Origin of the sequence: Bacillus sp. UMB0893 (genome assembly GCF_002858905.1) — a bacterium.
Lineage (GTDB): Bacteria > Bacillota > Bacilli > Bacillales > Bacillaceae > Bacillus_P.
Genome location: NZ_PKLB01000006.1, coordinates 331,816 through 351,948, shown reverse-complemented (window position 1 = coordinate 351,948; position 20,133 = coordinate 331,816). Strand labels below are relative to the sequence as shown.

The 20,133-nt window shown below is 34.7% G+C and carries 20 protein-coding genes; 15 read left to right on the top strand and 5 right to left on the bottom strand.

All coding sequences use genetic code 11. The features are described from left to right. Positions 1 to 124: 124 nt before the first annotated feature. Positions 125 to 1,987, top strand: a complete 1,863-nt coding sequence (locus CYJ36_RS15370) for an LTA synthase family protein (RefSeq protein ID WP_101568134.1) — start codon at positions 125 to 127, stop codon at positions 1,985 to 1,987. Between the two features lie 620 nt (positions 1,988 to 2,607). Beyond that, positions 2,608 to 3,306 (top strand): hypothetical protein, encoded by a 699-nt coding sequence (locus CYJ36_RS15365; RefSeq protein WP_101568133.1) that lies wholly within the window; start codon positions 2,608 to 2,610, stop codon positions 3,304 to 3,306. A gap of 77 nt (positions 3,307 to 3,383) precedes the next feature. On the opposite strand, the gene CYJ36_RS15360 is transcribed toward CYJ36_RS15365, so the two are convergent. After that, a complete protein-coding gene (locus CYJ36_RS15360; RefSeq protein WP_101568132.1) occupies positions 3,384 to 3,803 on the bottom strand; it encodes a universal stress protein in 420 nt (139 codons plus the stop codon). A 20-nt stretch (positions 3,804 to 3,823) separates the two neighbouring features. Further along, the gene (locus tag CYJ36_RS15355) at positions 3,824 to 5,272 is read right to left on the bottom strand and encodes a SulP family inorganic anion transporter (protein WP_101568131.1); all 1,449 of its coding nucleotides are present in this window, start codon (positions 5,270 to 5,272) and stop codon (positions 3,824 to 3,826) included. Positions 5,273 to 5,757: 485 nt separating this feature from the next. Here CYJ36_RS15355 and CYJ36_RS15350 point away from each other — a divergent pair, with 485 nt between their 5' ends. From CYJ36_RS15350 to CYJ36_RS15335, 4 genes are all read left to right on the top strand, one after another. Further along, entirely contained in the window at positions 5,758 to 7,401 is a 1,644-nt protein-coding gene (locus CYJ36_RS15350) for a ribonuclease J (protein WP_101568130.1), read from the top strand. Positions 7,402 to 7,551: 150 nt separating this feature from the next. Further along, positions 7,552 to 7,971, top strand: a complete 420-nt coding sequence (locus CYJ36_RS15345) for a universal stress protein (protein ID WP_101568129.1) — start codon at positions 7,552 to 7,554, stop codon at positions 7,969 to 7,971. Positions 7,972 to 8,274: 303 nt separating this feature from the next. Beyond that, entirely contained in the window at positions 8,275 to 9,732 is a 1,458-nt protein-coding gene (locus tag CYJ36_RS15340) for a SulP family inorganic anion transporter (protein WP_101568128.1), read from the top strand. A 20-nt stretch (positions 9,733 to 9,752) separates the two neighbouring features. Next, the gene (locus CYJ36_RS15335) at positions 9,753 to 10,169 is read left to right on the top strand and encodes a universal stress protein (RefSeq protein ID WP_101568153.1); all 417 of its coding nucleotides are present in this window, start codon (positions 9,753 to 9,755) and stop codon (positions 10,167 to 10,169) included. 75 nt (positions 10,170 to 10,244) lie between these two features. Here the strand turns inward: CYJ36_RS15335 and CYJ36_RS15330 are convergent, their stop codons facing one another. Then, on the bottom strand, positions 10,245 to 10,427 hold the full coding sequence (locus tag CYJ36_RS15330; RefSeq protein WP_101568127.1) for a helix-turn-helix domain-containing protein: 183 nt from the start codon (positions 10,425 to 10,427) through the stop codon (positions 10,245 to 10,247). Positions 10,428 to 10,730: 303 nt separating this feature from the next. Here CYJ36_RS15330 and CYJ36_RS15325 point away from each other — a divergent pair, with 303 nt between their 5' ends. The 3 genes from CYJ36_RS15325 (at position 10,731) to CYJ36_RS15315 (ending at position 13,782) form a co-directional block, all read left to right on the top strand. After that, positions 10,731 to 11,498, top strand: a complete 768-nt coding sequence (locus tag CYJ36_RS15325) for a DUF6414 family protein (RefSeq protein ID WP_101568126.1) — start codon at positions 10,731 to 10,733, stop codon at positions 11,496 to 11,498. Further along, positions 11,495 to 12,577: an AAA family ATPase gene (locus tag CYJ36_RS15320; RefSeq protein ID WP_101568125.1), complete on the top strand. Its 1,083-nt coding sequence runs from the start codon at positions 11,495 to 11,497 to the stop codon at positions 12,575 to 12,577. The genes CYJ36_RS15325 and CYJ36_RS15320 overlap by 4 nt, the downstream gene beginning before the upstream one ends. 452 nt (positions 12,578 to 13,029) lie before the next feature. Beyond that, positions 13,030 to 13,782 (top strand): MerR family transcriptional regulator, encoded by a 753-nt coding sequence (locus CYJ36_RS15315; RefSeq protein WP_101568152.1) that lies wholly within the window; start codon positions 13,030 to 13,032, stop codon positions 13,780 to 13,782. Between the two features lie 139 nt (positions 13,783 to 13,921). Here the strand turns inward: CYJ36_RS15315 and CYJ36_RS23725 are convergent, their stop codons facing one another. Continuing rightward, positions 13,922 to 14,074, bottom strand: coding sequence for a hypothetical protein (locus tag CYJ36_RS23725; protein ID WP_180850349.1), 153 nt, complete (start codon positions 14,072 to 14,074; stop codon positions 13,922 to 13,924). A 167-nt stretch (positions 14,075 to 14,241) separates the two neighbouring features. Between CYJ36_RS23725 and CYJ36_RS15310 the strand changes: the two genes are divergently transcribed. After that, positions 14,242 to 14,565 (top strand): ribonuclease E inhibitor RraB, encoded by a 324-nt coding sequence (locus CYJ36_RS15310; RefSeq protein WP_101568124.1) that lies wholly within the window; start codon positions 14,242 to 14,244, stop codon positions 14,563 to 14,565. A gap of 30 nt (positions 14,566 to 14,595) precedes the next feature. Here the strand turns inward: CYJ36_RS15310 and cyoE are convergent, their stop codons facing one another. Beyond that, positions 14,596 to 15,510 carry a heme o synthase gene (gene cyoE, locus CYJ36_RS15305; RefSeq protein ID WP_101568123.1) on the bottom strand — a complete coding sequence of 305 codons (915 nt, stop codon included), beginning with the start codon at positions 15,508 to 15,510 and terminating at the stop codon, positions 14,596 to 14,598. Between the two features lie 233 nt (positions 15,511 to 15,743). Between cyoE and CYJ36_RS15300 the strand changes: the two genes are divergently transcribed. From CYJ36_RS15300 to CYJ36_RS15280, 5 genes are all read left to right on the top strand, one after another. Then, entirely contained in the window at positions 15,744 to 16,157 is a 414-nt protein-coding gene (locus CYJ36_RS15300) for a VOC family protein (RefSeq protein WP_101568122.1), read from the top strand. 130 nt (positions 16,158 to 16,287) lie between these two features. After that, positions 16,288 to 16,722 carry a MarR family winged helix-turn-helix transcriptional regulator gene (locus CYJ36_RS15295; RefSeq protein ID WP_101568121.1) on the top strand — a complete coding sequence of 145 codons (435 nt, stop codon included), beginning with the start codon at positions 16,288 to 16,290 and terminating at the stop codon, positions 16,720 to 16,722. Between the two features lie 756 nt (positions 16,723 to 17,478). Further along, positions 17,479 to 18,429: an ABC transporter permease gene (locus tag CYJ36_RS15290; RefSeq protein WP_101568120.1), complete on the top strand. Its 951-nt coding sequence runs from the start codon at positions 17,479 to 17,481 to the stop codon at positions 18,427 to 18,429. Beyond that, positions 18,422 to 19,372 carry an iron chelate uptake ABC transporter family permease subunit gene (locus tag CYJ36_RS15285; protein WP_101568119.1) on the top strand — a complete coding sequence of 317 codons (951 nt, stop codon included), beginning with the start codon at positions 18,422 to 18,424 and terminating at the stop codon, positions 19,370 to 19,372. The genes CYJ36_RS15290 and CYJ36_RS15285 overlap by 8 nt, the downstream gene beginning before the upstream one ends. Then, positions 19,366 to 20,121, top strand: a complete 756-nt coding sequence (locus CYJ36_RS15280) for an iron ABC transporter ATP-binding protein (protein WP_101568118.1) — start codon at positions 19,366 to 19,368, stop codon at positions 20,119 to 20,121. The genes CYJ36_RS15285 and CYJ36_RS15280 overlap by 7 nt, the downstream gene beginning before the upstream one ends. Positions 20,122 to 20,133 lie beyond the last annotated feature (12 nt).

Genomic DNA, 20,133 nt, shown 5'->3' with positions numbered 1-20,133 from the left:
TTAGGGTGTTTGTCGAAAAATATTTTTTTGACATCCCACCAACGGGTCAAACCGTTGATATATCAATATTTATAGAGGGAGGGTATCTTTTATTTATGCATTATTGCTACTAGAGGAGGAAACTATGTTCAAGAAATTAGTAAATAAATATTCTTTCTTATTTATTGCCGCAATGATTATGTGGGTGAAAACGTATGTTGTTTATCAAACAAGCTTTGATATCAAAATAGAAAATCCTATGCAGGCTTTTATATTATTTCTAAATCCACTAAGTTTCTTTTTACTTATTTTTGGATTAGGTCTTTTTATGAAACAGAGAGCAAGAAATATTTATATTATTGTCGTGAGTACAATAGGTACGATTATGTTGATTGCCAACATGATGTTTTACAACTTTTTTAATGATTTTTTAACGATTCCTGTACTCTTTCAATCTAGTAATATGGGAGATTTGGGAAGTAGTATTGAAGAGTTGGTAAAGCCAAGTTACTTTCTATTGTTTGTAGATATCATCTTTTTGATTTGGTTAGCTAGAAAATATAAAAACAAAGTGATTAATGCAGTGACTATAAAAGAAAGAGTTGCTTATTTCTTACTAGTTTGTGCGGTATTTATGTTTAATTTGGGACTAGCTGAAGTACAGCGTCCTCAACTTTTAACTCGTTCCTTTGATAGAGAGATGCTGGTGAAAAATATAGGTATATTTAATTTTCACATTTATGATGCTATTTTACAGTCAAGAACAACTGCCCAAAGGGCACTTGCGGATAGTGACGAGCTAACAAATATTCAAAACTATATTAAAGCAAATAAAAAAGCACCAAATGAAGAACTGTTTGGAATTGCAGAAGGGCGTAATGTGATTTTTGTTTCGATGGAATCGACCCAGAGCTTTGTGGTGAATGAAACATTGAATGGTGAGGAAATTACACCGTTTTTAAATGACTTTATTCAAGAAAGCTATTACTTTGACAATTTCTATCATCAAACGGAACAGGGGAAGACGTCTGATTCAGAATTTCTGACAGCAAATTCACTGTATCCACTTGGAAGAGGTGCAGTATTTTTCACAAATAGTAACAATGAGTATAATGCTACTCCTGAAATCCTAAAGGAGCATAACTATTACTCAGCTACTTTTCATGCGAATAATGCAAGCTTTTGGAATCGGGATATTATGTATAATTCATTTGGTGTTGACCATTTTTATGATATAGATAGCTATGAAGTAACAGCTAAAAATTCAGTTGGTTGGGGTTTAAAGGATAAAGAGTATTTTGAACAATCAGTTGATCTAATGAAAGAACTACCACAACCGTTTTACAGCTACTTTATCACGTTAACAAATCATTTTCCTTTTGAGTTAGGGGAAGAAGATAGATTCATAGATGAATTTGATTCAAATAGTGGAACTCTAAACAGATTTTTTCCAACAGTACGTTATCAAGATGAAGCATTAAAGAGATTTATTGAGAAATTAAAAGAGTCAGGTCTTTATGAGAATTCGATTATTGTGTTAATGGGGGACCATTATGGCATCTCTGAAAACCACAATAAAGCGATGGCTAAGTTTTTAGAAAAAGACGAAATTACACCGTATGATTCTGTACAATTGCAACGAGTACCATTCTTAATTCATATGCCAGGTATAACAGATCAGAATCCTAAATTAATCTCAGATATTTCAGGACAAATTGATGTGAAACCTACTTTATTACATTTGTTGGGTATTGATACAAGTGACATGATTCACTTTGGAAATGATTTATTCTCACCTGAGAGAAATCCTTTTGCAGTATTGCGAAATGGAAGCTTTATAACCGAAGATTATATCTCTGTATCTGATGTCTGTTATGACCGAGAAACAGGTGATATTGTTGACGGTGAGGAAACATGTGATCTTTATGCAGAAAAGGCTCACAATGAGTTAAGTTTTTCGGATAAGATTATCTATGGAGACTTATTGAGGTTTTATAATGAAGAATAACTTTAAATTATTATATGGATTAAAAAATCTAAGGTTAAACTAATATAAACAACATAATAAAAATACAAAAAAGAAAGAACCCTATAGACATCTTAGAAAGGTCTTTTAATAGGGTTCTTTTTTTGTGAATAGAAAAAAATTAAAAAAAGTTTATTTTACTGTTACACCATAATAATTTAAATAAATATAGAAACGTTAAGACAGTTAAGGACCTGAATACATTCAGATTATGGATTCAACATACACGTAGTTAATTTAGGGGAAAAAAATATTTCTATCAAATGTATGTCTTACTTTTTGATTAAATATATCATTTTTTTCTAAAAGTTTACTTATGTATACCGATATAAAACATGACAGAAGTATATCTTACAGAATGAGAGGTGAGACCAAAGATTATTATTTAATGTGATGTTTACGCTGTTAGGATCTGAATACTAAATGTTAGGAATGCAGAGATGAATTTTGAATATTAGGATATCCCTATTTGCTTATATCTATATAATAATAGAATTACTTTTTATTGATTGGATCTGTTTTTGACTAAAGCTAATCTGTTGGATTTGTATTTGATAGTACTAAAGCATTTAAAGGAGTTAATTTGCTATGGGAGGTATATTTTGAAAAAGTTATTCGTATTGTCGATTTTTTCCATATTATTATTAACAGCGTGTAATCAAGATATTACACCAACTGGAAATAGTATATTATCTCATGTAACGACTGCTCACGTAGAAGGCGATGATGTGTATTTTAAAGTGAACGGTACTTATTTAATCGCTGAAAACCAAAAGGAAGCTTTTCAAACCCATCAAAGTAATTATTTTACTTTAATTGAAATGTCTGACGGATCATACGTTATTAAGAAAAACGATAAACAACAACAAGATGGTTACAGTTACGAAGAAGCACAAAAAAAACGTGAGGAAAACCAAGAGATAATAGCTCAAAGGGCTCAAGAAGAAAAAGAAAAAAAGGAAGAGCTAAAAGCAGAAAAAATTCAGTTTCAACGTGAAAAAGAAGAGCATAATAGAGGTATTGAACAGCAAGAAATGGAATTAAAGGCTCAAAGGCAAGAAGAACTGTTAAGGATGCAGGAAGAACAGTTAAAAATGCGAAAAGAAGAAAAAGAAAAAGCGGAATTAGCAAAAGCAGAAGAATTTCAATTTCAACGTGAAAAAGCAGAATACAATCAAGTTATTCAACAGCAAGAATTCGAATTGAAGGCTCAAAGGCAGGAAGAACAATTAAAAATGCAAGCTGAACAACTAAAAGTTCAAATTGAACAACTGAGAAAAGAAATAGGGTATGAAGAATAATATCCAGTTGGATTTAAAAGGAATTATTATAATAATAAAGAAAAGAAAAATGTGGAGGATTAATCTTCCACACCTTTCTATTTTACAATAAGTACAGGACAATTCGCTCTCTTTGCTACTTTATGACTAACACTGCCCAACACAAATTCCTGGATTCCGTTTAAACCTCGACTGCCAATTACTACAATGTCAATATTGTTATCGCTTACATAATTGACAATGCATGGACCTGGTTCGCCATGTAAGATCTTTATTTCATAGGAGACTCCGGCTTCCATTGCTTGTTTTTCAACTTCCTTCATTCGTTCTTTACGCTTATCATTGATATCAATAGAATTCCAGTTGCTTAGGACATCAGATTTAGCTCTATCCGCATCAATAACATAAACAACATCTATGGTTGAACCTTTACTACATGTAGCAATATGAATAGCGTTTTCAGCAGCGCGCTTAGAGTGCTCTGAGCCGTCTGTTGCTAATAAGATCTTCTTGTACATCTTTTCACCTCCTACTCATCCTAATGAGAGCTTAGTTTGTTCGCGAGTTTACCAACTAGTTCTGAGCTTTCCTCGTTTAAGCCGGTCACGTTTACATTCTTACCAGTTTCCTCAAACTTTGAAACAATTTTGTCAATAGCAGCAACTGCAGAATCATCCCAAATATGAGACCGAGTAAGATTTACTTCAACAGATGTAATTTCTTCTTTATAATCAAATTTTGTGAGCAATTCCGTTACCGATGCAAAGAATAGTTCACCATTGATATTATATATTCTTGTATCTCCTTTTAAGTGACTTTCTACACGTATTTTGGAAATTTTAGACACAAAGAAAATCGCACTTAATAAGATTCCAGAAAAGACACCTATAGCTAAATTATGAGTATAAATAACGGTGACAACCGTGATGATCATCACAAGCGCATCACTTCTTGGAATCAAATGAAGGGTACGAATGGAATTCCAATCAAATGTACTAATCGAAACCATGATCATGACACCTACTAAAGCAGCCATTGGAATTTGTACAACAATATCACCTAAAACAATAATTAGAAACATGAGAAATGCGCCTGCAACTAGTGATGAGAGGCGTCCACGCCCACCTGATTTAATGTTTATGACTGATTGTCCAATCATGGCGCAGCCTGCCATACCTCCAAAGAACCCTGTAATAATATTAGCGATTCCTTGACCTTTCCCCTCAGCATTCTTATTACTAGGAGTGTCTGTCATATCATCAACAATAGATGCTGTAAGAAGGGACTCTAATAGCCCGACAATAGTTAAAGCAAGTGAGTAAGGTAAGATAATCATAAAAGTTTCAATTGAAAGGGGGATGTCTGGTATCAAAAAGACAGGTAATGTACGCGTTAATTCTCCCATATCTCCTACAGCTCTAACATTGATATCCATAATAAGAGCAATAGTTGTTACGGCGATAATAGCAACAAGAGTAGAAGGGATTACCTTCGTTAAATAGGGTAATAAATAGATGATCAATAATGTAATTGCAACTAGCAAATACATTATTGATGTTTCGCCTTCAAAATGCTGTAATTGTGATGTGAAAATGAGTATGGCAAGGGCATTTACAAAACCGACCATAACGGAACGAGGTATAAACTTCATATATCTCGCTAGTTTTAAAAAACCGAATATAATTTGAAGTACCCCTGTTAATATAGTTGCAGCTAGCAGATATTCAAGTCCGTGATCTCTAACTAGATCAAGAAATAATAATGCCATTGCCCCAGTTGCAGCTGATATCATTCCAGGCCTTCCACCTACAAAGGCAATCGTTACTGCGATTGTAAAAGAAGCATAAAGTCCAACCATTGGATCAACACCGGCAATAATAGAGAAGGCTATAGCCTCAGGGATTAGCGCAAGTGCAACAACTAATCCTGATAGAACATCTCCTTTTATATTGCCGAACCAAGACTCCTTATATGTTACCTGTTCCAATTATTACTACCTCCTTTATCCTTTTGTTAGTATGTGCAGGTACTTTCTAATAACTCTAAAGAATTTGTCTAGCCATAAGATCATGTCGAAAAAAACCTGTACTTAATGTTTGCGTTTGTTCAATTCATTTGTGAAAATAAGAGTATCTAGTTGATCGTGTGAAACAAGCCAATTATTTTTATATTTTTTCTAGGCTGTTTTCGTAAATATTATATTTTTCAGAATGCAATATTTAAAAATAGTGGAATAGAGCAGAAGTCGCTCGATTCCTGCAGGAGAAGAGGAAATTGCGCGGTCTCACAGGCGAATCCGAGGGAGGATCGGCTTCCTCCCCAGACGAGTGCCTGGATCGCAATGGAACGAACCTGTTTGTACGAGCAATGGCTTAAAAAGAAACAAGAATGCGAAAACAGCCTTTTTCTAAAATATAAAAATTTTTATAAAAAGCATAAAAAGAAATGAATAAAAAGATAAAGGAGGATTCAATGAGTGAAAATGAAGCAGTAAAAGTTATTCCACTAGGTGGAATGGGTGAGATAGGGAAAAATATGTACGTCATTGAATGCATGGATGAAATCATAATTGTTGATGCGGGTGTGAAGTTTGCAACCAATGATTTACTTGGAGTAGACCTACTTATTCCTGATTTCTCATACTTAGAGAAAAATACGGAAAAAATAAAAGGTCTCTTTATCACACATGGCCATGAGGATCATATTGGAGGTATACCGTATTTGCTCAAAAAGATAAACATTCCGATTTACGCGGGAGATTTAGCTTTGGGGTTTATTAAAAGTAAATTAGAAGAACATCAACTCCTCCATATGGCAAAACTCCATGAAATATCAGAGAACAGTAGAGTGGAATATCATCATTCTTTTGTTACTTTTTTTAGAACAACACATAGTATTCCTGACTCTTTTGGGATTGTCATCCATACACCTTTAGGGAATATAGTACATACAGGTGACTTCAAATTCGATTTGACTCCCACCGGGAAACCATCGGATGTGTCGCGTATGAGTGAAATAGGGAACTCGGGTGTATTGTGCCTATTATCCGATAGTACAAATAGTGAAGTTCCCGGATTTTCAGCTTCTGAGCAATATATTAGTGACAATATCTTTGAGGTCATCAAAAGCCAGAAAGGCCGAATCATTGTTGCTTTATTTGCATCGAATGTTTATCGACTTCAACAGGTTATTAAAGCCTCAATTGCGACAGGTCGTAAAGTAGCTGTTTTTGGTAGAAGTATGGAAAGAGCAATTTCGATTGGGAAAGAATTAGGATATATAAAGGCACCGTATGGAACATTTATTGGAGCGGATGATGTTAACAATTTCAAAAAAAGTCAGGTGACGATACTCTGTACTGGAAGTCAAGGAGAGCCTTTTGCTGCGTTATCAAGAATAGCGGAAGGTAAGCATAGATTCATAAGTGTTGAACGTGGAGATACCATTATTTTCTCATCTTCGCCAATACCAGGCAATATTCTTGATGTAAATAAAGTGATCAATAAACTATTAAAAGCCGGAGCCGAAGTTATCGATAATCAATTGTATGATATTCATACATCCGGTCATGGTGGACAAGAAGAATTAAAACTGATGATTAACTTAATGAAGCCTAAATATCTTGTTCCAATTCATGGAGAATATCGAATGCAAAAAATGCATCAATCTCTTGCTCTTAATTGTAAAGTACCGGAAGAAAATATCTTTGTTTTAGATAATGGGGAAGTTATTGAAATCAGTTCTTCAAAAGCTAGTGTTGTAGGGAGTGTACCTTCCGGTACAGATTATGTACAAGGAAACAACGTAGTTAGTATAGGGAAGAAAGTAGCAAGTGATCGAAAAAGACTTGCTGAAAATGGTATCATTACCATTTTTATTCTCAAAGATGGTGTTAACATGATAGATAAGCCTCAGGTTATATCTAGAGGATTTGTTTATATGAGAGATGCAGGACCTTTAATGGGGGAATTACAGAACTTAGCCACTTCATTATTCCATCAATTAATTGATGGAACTGATGTTGAGAGACAAATGATGAATCTCATTTCTGATTTTATATATAACCGATTAAAAAGAAGTCCAATTGTTGTGATTAAACTTATTAATATTTCTTAAGAAGATCTATTTGGATCTTCTTTTCTTTTTGTCAAAGATGATTTTTCCACAAAAAAAGGATGTCAGAAAAATCATTATGTAAGCGCTTCAAATATTAAGCCTACAGTTATATAATAATTATATAAATGCTGGATGAAAGAGGGGGATACCGTGTTTCGTCATATCTTACTTCCAACTGATGGGTCAATCCATTCAATTAAAGCTGCAGAGAAGGCAATTCAAATTGCAAAGTTAAGCACGAACAGCGAGATTGAAGTCATTTACGTAGTAGATGGTAACACATCGAAACAAGATGTTTTGCGAAGTTGGGATTCAGCAGGAATTAGATATAGTAGAGAGAAAAGACTTCATGCAACAGTTAATCTTGCAAATAAAGCAGGTGTTAAGTATGCCATTAAGATATTAAGAGGAGACCCTGCCAAGATTATTTTAACTTATGCTAAAGAAAAACAAATTGACCTAATCGTAATGGGAAGCAGAGGGCTTAATTCTTTTCAAGAAATGCTGCTGGGAAGTGTAAGCCACAGAGTGACAAAGTATTCTCAATGTCCAGTTATGGTTGTTAAATAAGAATAGAGAATGAGGAAAGAGGCTGTCACTAAGATAGCCTCTTTGATGTTTATGGATACCAAAAAATAATTATATTAATTAATACTAAAATATAAATGGTTGTATTTAATTATAATTAAATTATGTAATTTATATTAGGGGTAGTAATTTATAGATATTTAAAGTAAATAAGAGTAAAAATAATATGATTTACGCTTACATCGAATTTTAATTATTTAATTAAAGGTGTTATTATTCAGGTACAAACAACGTCTGACTTTCGTGAGAGTCGAAGGTCGAAAAATACTAAATAGAGGTGAGAAAGTGAAAACTTATAACTTAAAACAACAATGGTTCGGTAATGTTAAAGGAGATGTACTATCTGGTATTGTTGTTGCTTTAGCTCTTATACCAGAAGCCATTGCCTTTTCAATCATTGCAGGTGTTGATCCTATGGTAGGTTTGTATGCTTCCTTCTGTATTGCTGTGGTCATAGCTTTTGTAGGTGGACGACCAGGTATGATATCAGGTGCAACTGGAGCGATGGCTTTATTAATGATTACATTAGTTGCTGATTATGGTCTTCAGTATTTATTAGCAGCAACCATTTTAACAGGTATTATTCAGTTTTTATTTGGAACATTTAAATTAGCTAGCATTATGAAGTTTGTACCTAGATCGGTCATGGTAGGCTTTGTAAATGCATTAGCGATTATGATCTTTACCTCACAGTTACAACATTTTGAAGGAGAATCTTGGGTGATGTACGGTCTCGTCGCCTTAACATTGGCCATCATTTATTTGTTTCCTAAGGTCACAAAAGCAGTTCCTTCTACATTAGTAGCCATTATTGTTGTAACAGCCATTGTGATTTTTGGAGATATTGGTGTGAGGGCTGTTGGAGATTTAGGGGTATTAACTCAGAGTTTACCAGTGTTTTTAATTCCCTCGATCCCTCTTACATTTGAAACATTAGCAATCATATTTCCATACTCATTAGCCCTAGCAATAGTTGGAATGCTTGAATCATTACTGACTGCAAATATCGTGGATGATATGACTGATACTGAGAGTAATAAAAATAAGGAAATACGTGGACAAGGATATGCCAATGTCATAACAGGATTCTTCGGTGGAATGGCTGGCTGTGCTATGCTTGGTCAATCCGTTATTAATGTAAAATCAGGAGGAAATGGTCGTTTATCTTCTTTAGTAGCAGGCATTGTCCTTATGTTTTTGATTATCGTTTTAGGGGGTATAGTAGTACAAATCCCTATGGCAGCACTAGCTGGAGTTATGATCATGGTTTCCATTGGTACGTTTGATTGGAGTTCTATTAAATCTCTTCATAAGATTCCGAAAACTGACGCGGTCGTTATGGTCATCACCGTTTTAACTGTCTTGTACACACATGATCTATCAAAGGGTGTATTAGCAGGAGTTTTATTAAGTATGATTTTCTTTGCAGCAAAAATTTCAAAGGTGCATATTGAAGAAACAGTACTAAATGATAGAAAAAAAGTTTACAAGGTTCAAGGTCAGATATTCTTTGCTTCAGTAGCGGACTTAATAAACAAATTCAATTATAGTGATGATGTAAAAGAAGTTGTCATTGATTTATCTCTAGCGCATCTTTGGGATGATTCAGCAATTGGTGCATTAGATAAAATTGAAATGAAATTTGAACAAAATAATATACATGTTTCTTATGTAGGATTAAACACAGAAAGTCAAAGGTTAAAGAAAAAAATTGGGGGCTTATCAAAGGCTTCTGGACATTAAATATGACAGTAAATGGAGAGATAAACATGCAAATCTTATTACCAGCAGATGGATCAGAACATTCAGTACGTGCAGCAGAAAAGGCCATTGAAGTTGCGAAGATGTTTAAAGGTAGAATCGATGTGCTATATGTTGTTGATGGAGCAACGTCAAAAAGCGATGTCTTGCAAAATGTAAGTAAATTTGAAATCGAAAGAAAAAGAAAAGCTAGATTACAGCCGATTGAAGACAGAATTATACATGCAGGGCTAGACTATTCAATAATCATAGAACACGGTGAACCGGGACCAACCATTGTAGAATTTGCTAATAGAGGTAATTATGAATGTGTTGTTGTGGGAAGTCGGGGATTAAATAAGTTACAAACAATGGTTTTGGGAAGCGTATCCCACAAAGTAGTCAAGCGTGTAGAATGTCCTGTAATGGTCATTAAATAAGAAAACATAAAAGGGAAGCATCTATTTAAAGTTGCTTCCCTTTTATGTTTTATCTTTAGAATATAGGATTAGCTATTAAAGTCGCTCTCCTCTTTTTAGCTTTTCTATATGTTCGTTTAGGTCTTCTTTCTTTACTCGCCAGTGTCTACCTATTTTAAAACCAGGTAATTTCCCTTCTTGGACAAGCTTATATGTAGTCATCTCACTTATTTGCAAATACTTTGCTACTTGAGCTATTGTCATGATCTCAGGTTCCATATAGAAACCTCCTAACTTTGGAATTACAAGTTTATTATATCATAGCAAGTACATGAATTTTTAGAAAAAAGGATCTCTTGGTAAATTTATTATATAGTATTCCCGTAAAGACCAATTAATAGGTGTATTAAAGAAAATTTAAATGTGATTTGGTGAATTTGAAAAATTAGATATGTCTATAAAAGAAATTATTGTAATTTTATGTTAAATTAACTACTAGAGTTAATTTTAAAAATAATGAATTTTAATTCTTCAATGACGATTAAATAGAACTTCTACATATTTTAAAGGGAGTGGAAATGCTTGTATAAGATTGTTTATTTTGATGAAGGTTCTGCAACAGATTTTCTGCAAATCCATTATGGAGGAAATATAGAGGTAGTTGATGAAGATAATGGAAAGTTTACTTATAAAGTTGGTGGTTCAGTCGATGGAAAGGTTGGAGCTGGAAATAGTTTCTTTTCATTGATTAAAGCAAGTATTTCTCTAAATGGTAATGCAAATATAGAAAAGTCAAAGGATTCAATCCTAAAATCTACTATAACCAATACTCTTTTATCAGACTTTGTAAAATTTGCAAATAGTGAAGAAAATAATAAACAAATTAGCGTTTTTAATGGTTTTAATGTAGATTCAATAAGAAATTCATTTACATTTATAAAAATGTATTCTCCATATATTAAGCTACTTAAAGAAGATACCGAATATACAAAAGATTTAGCTGACTTTAACTTTATAGAAATTGACGACATTCTTAAAGGAGCAAAAGGATACTATGAGTTACTAGCTGTTAAAGGTGAAGAAAAATCAATTCTTCGTTTTAATATTAATTCTTTTAGAAATAGTTATACTCTAACAGATTTAACAAAAATGGATTTAACATACTATGGCATAAAAGTGGGGGAATGTAATTTAGAAGATTTATTAGTAGAAAATGAATTTCCTAAGGATGAAGAAATTAAAAAATTGACAGCAGAAGAAATATTTAATGAACAAAAAAATGATGACACAAGAATTAGTTTAAATATTTACGATGTGTTGTTAGCAGGGATTTCAGGAGAAAAAGTATGAAATTTATAGTGTTTAATGGACCACTGGATGAATTTGAAAAAATAGTACCCAGTGAATATACCAATTCATTAACAAGTGTTGTTAGCGCAATGGATATGGTTTTTAAGGGAAACGAAATTAATCTTAGTATATTTGATTCACTTATTGTATATTCAGATGAGTATTCAGGTGTAAAAGAACATTTTATAGATGGGTTTATAAACTATATTTGTCTTTATGCTGAAAGGTTAGAGTTTGAAGAAGTGTATTTACATAATCCCCCAAAGAAAATTGTAGAACAACTACAGAACCATATATCTACTATTGAGTTAGAGGTTATCAATTATGTTTACAAAAGATTAACTGTTAAGAGATTAAGTAATATGAAGGAAAAGTTTGATTCAATTATTTATGGACAGGAACATGTAAAAAAAGAGATATTACAAACATTATATCCATTGACGAATAAGAGGAAGAATAAACCTAAGGTTCTTATGTTATATGGCCCTCCTGGTGTCGGGAAGACTGAGACAGCTAAGTTAATTAACGAGGTTTTAAACGGAAAAAAACTATTTAGGAAACAGTTATCTATGTTCCACAATGATAACATATACTCATATATCTTTGGAGATAAGGTTTTCTCTCTAGCGAAGGACCTTATTGAAAGGGAAACTAACGTTTTGTTATTGGATGAGTTTGATAAAGCACATCCTTTATTCTACAGCGCTTTTTATGAAATGTTTGACGAGGGACAATTTGAAGATAAATATTACAAAGTAAAGTTAGATAATACAATCATATTGTGTACATCTAATTATAATTCTCCAAAAGAAATAAAAGAAAAACTTGGTTCAGCAATATATTCTCGGTTTGACAATATTATTGAATTCAAAGAGTTATCTGAAATAGCGAAGTTGAAAATACTTGATAAAGTATATGAAGAAGAATTAATTCATTTCAAAAAGGCTGATCGTGAGTATCTGAAAAACTTATCTATTTTAGATAAGATGAAAAAAGTAATAAATCAATATGATAATGCAAGGGAAATACGAAAATCATTAATAAAAGTGTTATCGTATCCCTTTGTTGAAAAATTATAATGACAAATCATATAAGATAGAAATTAGAAAAAATTTTGAGTAATTCTTTACTACATTTAAAATTGTGAAATAAAAGGATTTTCATAATAAACAAATAAAGAACAACTTTTATTATAAATATTAACTCTTACAATTATATAGACCTTTCAAGCTAATCACTTCTTAATTTAGTTAAAAGATTTTTTGTATCTACTAATAGTATTATATAATATAAATTTTTCCGATTAATTATGGAAATTATTCTATTTGATTTAAATTAACTAATCTTATTCCGGTTAATTATGACAAAATCACTTTTAGTAAATATTGAATAAATAGGACTGCATTCCGACAAATTATGAAAAATTACAATAAAGAACAATCGACTTTAGCATAAGCTAAGGTCTTTTCTTTTGGGCAAAATAAATTTCAGAAAAACGGTTGACTCTCACGTTACGTTATACCTTAAAGTAATGAATGAAGGGAGGCCAAAGGCATTGAGAATAAAAGAAGTCGCGGATTTAGTTGGGATCAGTGTGCGCACGCTGCATCATTATGATGAAATCGGATTGTTAACTCCAGATGAGGTAACAGGTTCCGGATACCGGCTTTATTCCAATGAAAATCTAGAAACACTGCAGCAGATCTTATTTTTTAAAGAGCTTGGTTTCCCTTTGAAAAAGATTAAAGAAATTATCAACAGCCCTTCTTTTGATCGTGAGGAGGCACTCACGCTGCACAGGAAAATGCTGCTTGAGAAGAGAAATCGTCTTGATCAAATGATTGCAACGGTTGATAAAACAATACAGTATGCGAAAGGAGAAATTGACATGTCCAATAAAGAAAAGTTTGAAGGCTTTGATTTCAGTGAAAATCCTTATGAACAGGAAGCGCGTGAACGATGGGGAGACGAGGCAGTTGATAAGGCTAACGCAAAAGCAGCAAGTATGACAAAAGAGATGCAGGAGAACTTTAATAATCTCTATAGAAAGCTTGCAGATCTACGTCACGAATCACCTTCTTCTGAAGAGTCACAGGCTGCAATCGGAGAATGGTATGTGCTTTTGAATAAATTCGGCCACTACTCATATGATGCTTTTAAAGGCTTAGGGCAGATGTATGTGGATGATGAACGCTTTACGAAGAACATTGATAAGTTCGGTGATGGTCTGGCTGTATTTATGCGGGATGCGATGGGAATTTACGCGGATAATCATAAGAAATAAGAGAGACAAAGCTCATCCAGATTTTTTGGCTGAGCTTTGTTTAATAAACAGAAGTATAAATATTGCGCGTTGATTTCCAGCTTTAGCGCCTAGCTCCCTGTTCATCGCGAATCGACAAAGACTTCTTCCGCTTTTCTAATTAAATGCAAATCTTAAACAAAATAAGATCCATGCATATTTTTTTCCTGGGAGCAGAATATAAGTGATACGTTTCATTGAACTGCATTTTTTTATCAAGTTCTTCTTTGTGATGCATTCTTAATTTTTCAAAAGCGTACGTGTTCATATCCATTTCTGCCGCCTCCTTTTTGATACTTTTACTATATGACAATGAGTGAATGGAGGCGATTCGTCATTGGATTGAAGTTTTCTCCAACTTTAGAATGGGATTCATGGTTGCTCTTTCTGAAAATTACTGGATAATGAAGGTGGAGACTTGAACAGAATGGAGGAAACGAAATGAATTTTCCGAAGGATGAGGATGGAAAAGTTCTAAATATGCTGTACAAAGAAGGATTGAATTTTAAAAAACCTCATATGATTGATTTTTATGTGGCGGTTCCAGATCAAAAGAAGAATGGAGAAGCCATCTTAAAAGCACTATCCGATAAAGGCTATAAATTTATGATGGAGTATGACGATGATGTAGAAGAGTGGACTTGCTTTGGCTCTGTAAAGATGCATTTGAAGCATAATGAGATTGTTGGCATGCAGAAGAAGCTTGATGAGATCTGCAAGCCTCTTGGCGGGTATGCAGATGGCTGGGGTGTCATGACGGAATAGAAAAAGCCAGCCGAATGTCGGCTGACTTTTTTATAAGAATGATACAATGATCAACATTGTAAAGATAATTGTTAAATGATTTAGTGAAAAGATGAACATCATCGTTGCCCATTTGTAGTCATCCATCTTTTTAAAGCTGATGATTCCTGCAAGCATCCAGGCAAGGGTCAGTCCGAACATTGTAAATGCCACCACTTTGCTGAACGATAGGAATAGGAATGATGCTGCAAGCAATAAAGTTAAATAAACGATTGTTTGAATTTTGGCGCGGAATGTTCCTTTTACAACCGGAAGCATCGGCACACTAGCATTCTTGTAATCTTCTAAACGTCTGATCGCAATCGCATAGAAATGCGGCGGCTGCCATAAAAACATTAAGACGAACAATCCGAGTGCAGCAGGGTGGAACAGGTCAGGCGAGATGGCTACCCAGCCAATCAAAGGAGCAATGGCACCGGATAAGCTGCCTACTTCAGTGTTATAAATTGTTCTTCTTTTTGTCCACATTGTATAAGGAACAAGATATAGGAATAAACCGAGTGCTCCTATGAATGCCGTAAGTGGCGAGATCAAGAACAAGAACACGATTCCGCTTATTGAAAGAACGATGCCAAGCCATAAGGCAAACTTGGGATGGATGGACCCTGTAACTGTCGGTCGTTCCATCGTTCTTTGCATAAGAGAATCAATATCCCGGTCATAATAGTTATTAATTGCACCGGCACCGCCTACAACAGATGCTGTACCCAGCAGCGCAAGAATGACAACGAGAATGTTATCGACAAAACTTATATTATATACAGCTAATGCTACAGAAAGGCCGGCAAACATACCAAGAAGATTGGACTTCACAATGCCGTCTTTTACGATAGCCTTAAAATTACTCCAAGAAAAGATGCTTTTTATAGAAAGAGAATCCTCTACAATTACCTCTGTACTTTTCATCACAATTCTCCTTTTCTTTTTAAATCCACACTCTAACTAACATAAACGATTCTCTACAATATTAACAGTTATTTATACTGGAAAGTAATAGACGAGAGCATTTGACAAAAAGATGTCGTATCTTTGTGAACATTTTCTATACGTTTTCTTAGTTTTCTGATAATTATTATGTTGAGAATGTGTTTGTTGGCCACTATAATGACAGTATCATCCATAAAAAGGAGTGTGCTGTTATGAAACATCAAGCAACGCCGTATTTAATGTTTAATGGTAATGCAAAAGAAGCGCTGGAATATTATAAAGGTGTATTCGGCGGTGAAATCGCTGAAATTCAGACGTATGGAGAGGCTGATTATCCGACTCCGCCAGAGGCTGATAACAGGATTATGCACGCTCGCTTTAAAAAAGATGATCTGCTGCTAATGGTATCTGATGCTTTTCCAGGCCAGTCCGTTGATGTTGGCAGCAATATTTCCTTAGTGCTTGAATTTGAAAGTGATGATGAAATCAGAACAGTTTACAGTGCTTTAATTGAAAAAGGATCGATTTATATGGAATTGCAGGATACATTCTGGGGAGCTACATATGCAAAAGTGAAGGATGCTTATGGAATCACTTGGGATTTGAATTACGAGAAGTCTAAATAAAAATGATTTGAAAAGGGGTAACCATTTGTTATCTCTTTTTTAATTAAGTCTATATTCAGAAAATACTTGCATAAACAAGTTTCTTCCTCTACCATTATCTATGGAAAGACTTTAAAGGGAGTTCACAACTATGACTGAGAATAAATATTACTTGGACAACTCGCTTGGATATAAGCTGTTCCATGCTTCAAGATTAATTTGTAACCGTTTAAATCAAAACTTGAGGGATTATTCTGTGACATATGAGCAATGGCAAATCTTATGCAGGCTCTATGAAAAGGATGGCCAAACGCAAAATCAGCTGGCACTCCTTAATGAAAGAGATCAGCCCAGTGTCTCACGCTTGATTGATAATATGATAAAGCGGGGGCTTGTGAAAAGAGTTCCTCATGATAGCGATAAGCGGATCAACCTGATTTTTTTGACTGAAGCAATGAAAGATCTCCAGCCAGAGCTCGAGGGTTTAGCAAGTCAAACCATTGCGGATGCTTCATCAGAGATTAGTGAACACGACATGAACATCTGTCTCGCGGTGCTTGATAAAATCAGAAATAATTTAAAATAACTGTTTTTTTATAAATACTTGTTTAAACAAGTAAATTTATATTGACAAATGATAATGAAAATCATTATCATTTTAGGTGGAGTTACAAACAAGTGAAAGCTTCTTTTTTTTAGGATTAAATGAGAATGATTATCTTTACCAAAGGGGTGAGGTGATTCCATAACCAATTTTGTAGCACTTAAATAAGGGCTCCCGCATAAGATAAGTGCTACATAACCGAGTTTGCAGCACTTAATGTGTTCTTCGATACGAGATAAGTGCTACATAACCGAGTTTGCAACACTTAATGTGGGCTACAACACAAGATTAGTGTTACATAACCGAGTTTGCAGCACTTAATGTGGGCTCCAACACGAGATAAGTGCTACATAATCGGGTTTGCAGCACTTAATGTGAGCTCCGATACGAGATAAGTGCTACATAACCGAGTTTGCAGCACTTAATGTGAGCTCCGATACGAGTTAAGTGCTTCATAACCGGGTTTGCAACACTTAATGTGGGCTCCGACACGAGATAAGTGTTACATAACCGAGTTTGCAGCACTTAATGTGGGCTCCGACACGAGATAAGTGCTTCATAATCGAGTTTGCAACACTTAATGTGGGCTACAACACGAGATAAGTGCTACATAATCGAGTTTGCAGCACTTAATGTGGGCTCCGAAACGAGATAAGTGCTACATAATCGAGTTTGCAACACTTAATGTGGGCTCCGATACGAGATATGCTTCAAAAATAATGCATGTAAGGAACCGTTATGAAAAAGAGATACCTGTTAGCAGCGCTCATCATTTTATCCATTTGCTCCATTTTCATAGGTGTTAAAGATATAACACCGTTAGATCTTATTAATTTGCAGGATGATCAAGTGCAAATCCTCTTAATTAGCAGGCTGCCGCGGCTTGTCAGTATCATTATTGCAGGTGTGAGCATGAGCATCTGCGGTTTAATCATGCAGCAGTTAACGATGAATAAGTTTGTGTCTCCTACAACTGCCGGAACAATGGATTCTGCGAGATTAGGCATTTTAGTCTCGCTGATGATTTTCACATCCGCAAGTCCGCTTGAAAAGATGGGTGTTGCCTTTCTTTTCGCATTAGCGGGAACGTACATCTTTATGAAAATTTTAGAGAGAATTCGATTTAAGGATACGATTTTCATTCCGCTAGTTGGTTTAATGTTCGGGAATATCATCGGTTCGATTACAACCTTTTTTGCTTACAAGAATGATTTGATTCAAAATATGTCCTCGTGGCTGCAAGGCGATTTTTCAATGATTGTTAAAGGGCAATATGAACTGATTTACATAAGCATTCCACTTGTGATAGTTGCTTATTTTTACGCGAATCGCTTTACGGTAGCCGGTATGGGAGAAGAGTTTTCCGTTAATCTCGGGCTGAATTATAAGTATGTTGTCAATATCGGTCTTGTCATCGTAGCACTTGTGACAACAGTCGTGATTTTGACAGCCGGTGTCATTCCGTTCTTGGGATTAATCATTCCGAATATCGTCAGTATTTATTTGGGAGATAATTTGAAAAAGAGCCTATCGCATACAGCTTTACTTGGAGCAGTGTTTATTCTGTTCTGTGATATTTTAGGCAGAATTATTATTTATCCTTATGAAATATCAATCGGTTTGACTGTCGGAGTAATCGGAAGCATCATTTTTATTTATTTACTGTTTAGGAGAAAGGCATATGAATAATAAAACGAAACTGATTATCCTTGCCATCATCGCTGGATTGTTCGCTGCAGCTTTCCTATTCTATGATGTCGGTCGAAACCCTGATTATGTCCTTCCTAAACGGGGAGTCAAAATTTTAGCGATTGTTTTGACGGGAAGCTGCATTGCTTTTTCGACGATGATCTTTCAAACCATCACAAATAACAGGATATTAACGCCCAGCATCATTGGCTTAGATTCGCTTTATCTTTTCATTCAGACGTTTATTATCTTTGTATTCGGTTCGCAGTCGCTGACGATGGCCAATAAGAACGTGAACTTTCTTCTATCTGTTGGATTAATGGTGCTGTTTTCACTGCTTCTCTATCAGCAGCTTTTTAAAAGAGAAGGGAGAAATATTTATTTTCTCTTGCTGGTAGGCATAGTGTTTGGAACGTTATTTGGAAGCATGTCCTCGTTTATGCAGGTATTAATTGATCCGAATGAATTTCAAATTGTTCAGGACCGGATGTTTGCAAGCTTTAATAATGTGAATACGGATTTGCTGCTCGTTGCGATCATATCGGTAAGTGCGGTTACGATCTATTTTATGAAATTCAGTCATTTCCTTGATGTTCTCTCACTGGGGAGGGAGCACGCCGTGAATTTGGGCATTGATTATGATGGCGTTGTCAAAAGACTGCTGATCATCATTGCCATTCTTGTCTCTATTGCAACGGCTCTTGTTGGTCCGATTACATTCCTTGGACTTCTGGTGGCAAATGTTGCACATGAGTTTTTAAGAACCTATCAGCATAAGTACTTAATTACCGGTTCAATTTTAATCAGCATTATTGCTTTGCTCGGCGGTCAATTTATCGTTGAGAAAGTGTTTACCTTTTCAACAACGTTAAGCGTGATCATCAATTTCATTGGCGGCGTGTACTTTATTTATCTGCTGCTCAGGGAGAATAAATCATGGTAGAAGTCAGCAAGGTTACAAAACGATATGGAAATAAGAATGTAGTGGAAGACGTTTCTGTTCACATTGAAAAAGGAAAAATCACCTCGTTTATCGGACCAAATGGAGCGGGGAAAAGTACGCTGTTATCAATGATAAGCCGCTTGATTAAAAAAGATGCGGGGCAAGTATTTATTGATGGGGCAGAAATCGGCGATAGCAAAAGCAATGATCTTGCGAAAAAAATCTCGATTTTAAAGCAATCAAATCATCTGAATATCCGCTTAACGATTAAAGATTTAGTCAGCTTTGGCCGTTTTCCGTACTCTCAAGGAAAATTATCGAAAGAAGATATGAAGTATGTTGACGAGGCTATTCAATACATGGAGCTTCAGAACATGGAGGATAAGTATTTGGATCAGCTGAGCGGAGGACAGCAGCAGCGGGCATTTATTGCTATGGTTATCGCCCAGAATACAGAATATGTTCTCTTGGATGAACCGCTGAACAACCTGGATATGAAGCATTCCGTTCAAATTATGAAAGTGTTGAGACGATTAGTGGACGAGCTTGGCAAAACAGTCGTGATCGTCATTCATGATATCAACTTTGCTTCCTGCTATTCCGATTATATTGTCGCACTGAAGGATGGCAAAATCGTGAAGGAAGGTCCAACGGAAGAAATCATTACATCCCCGGTTTTAAAAGAAATCTATGACATGGATATTGACATCCAAACGATAAATGGCAATCGGATTTGTGTTTATTTTTAAAAATAATGATAG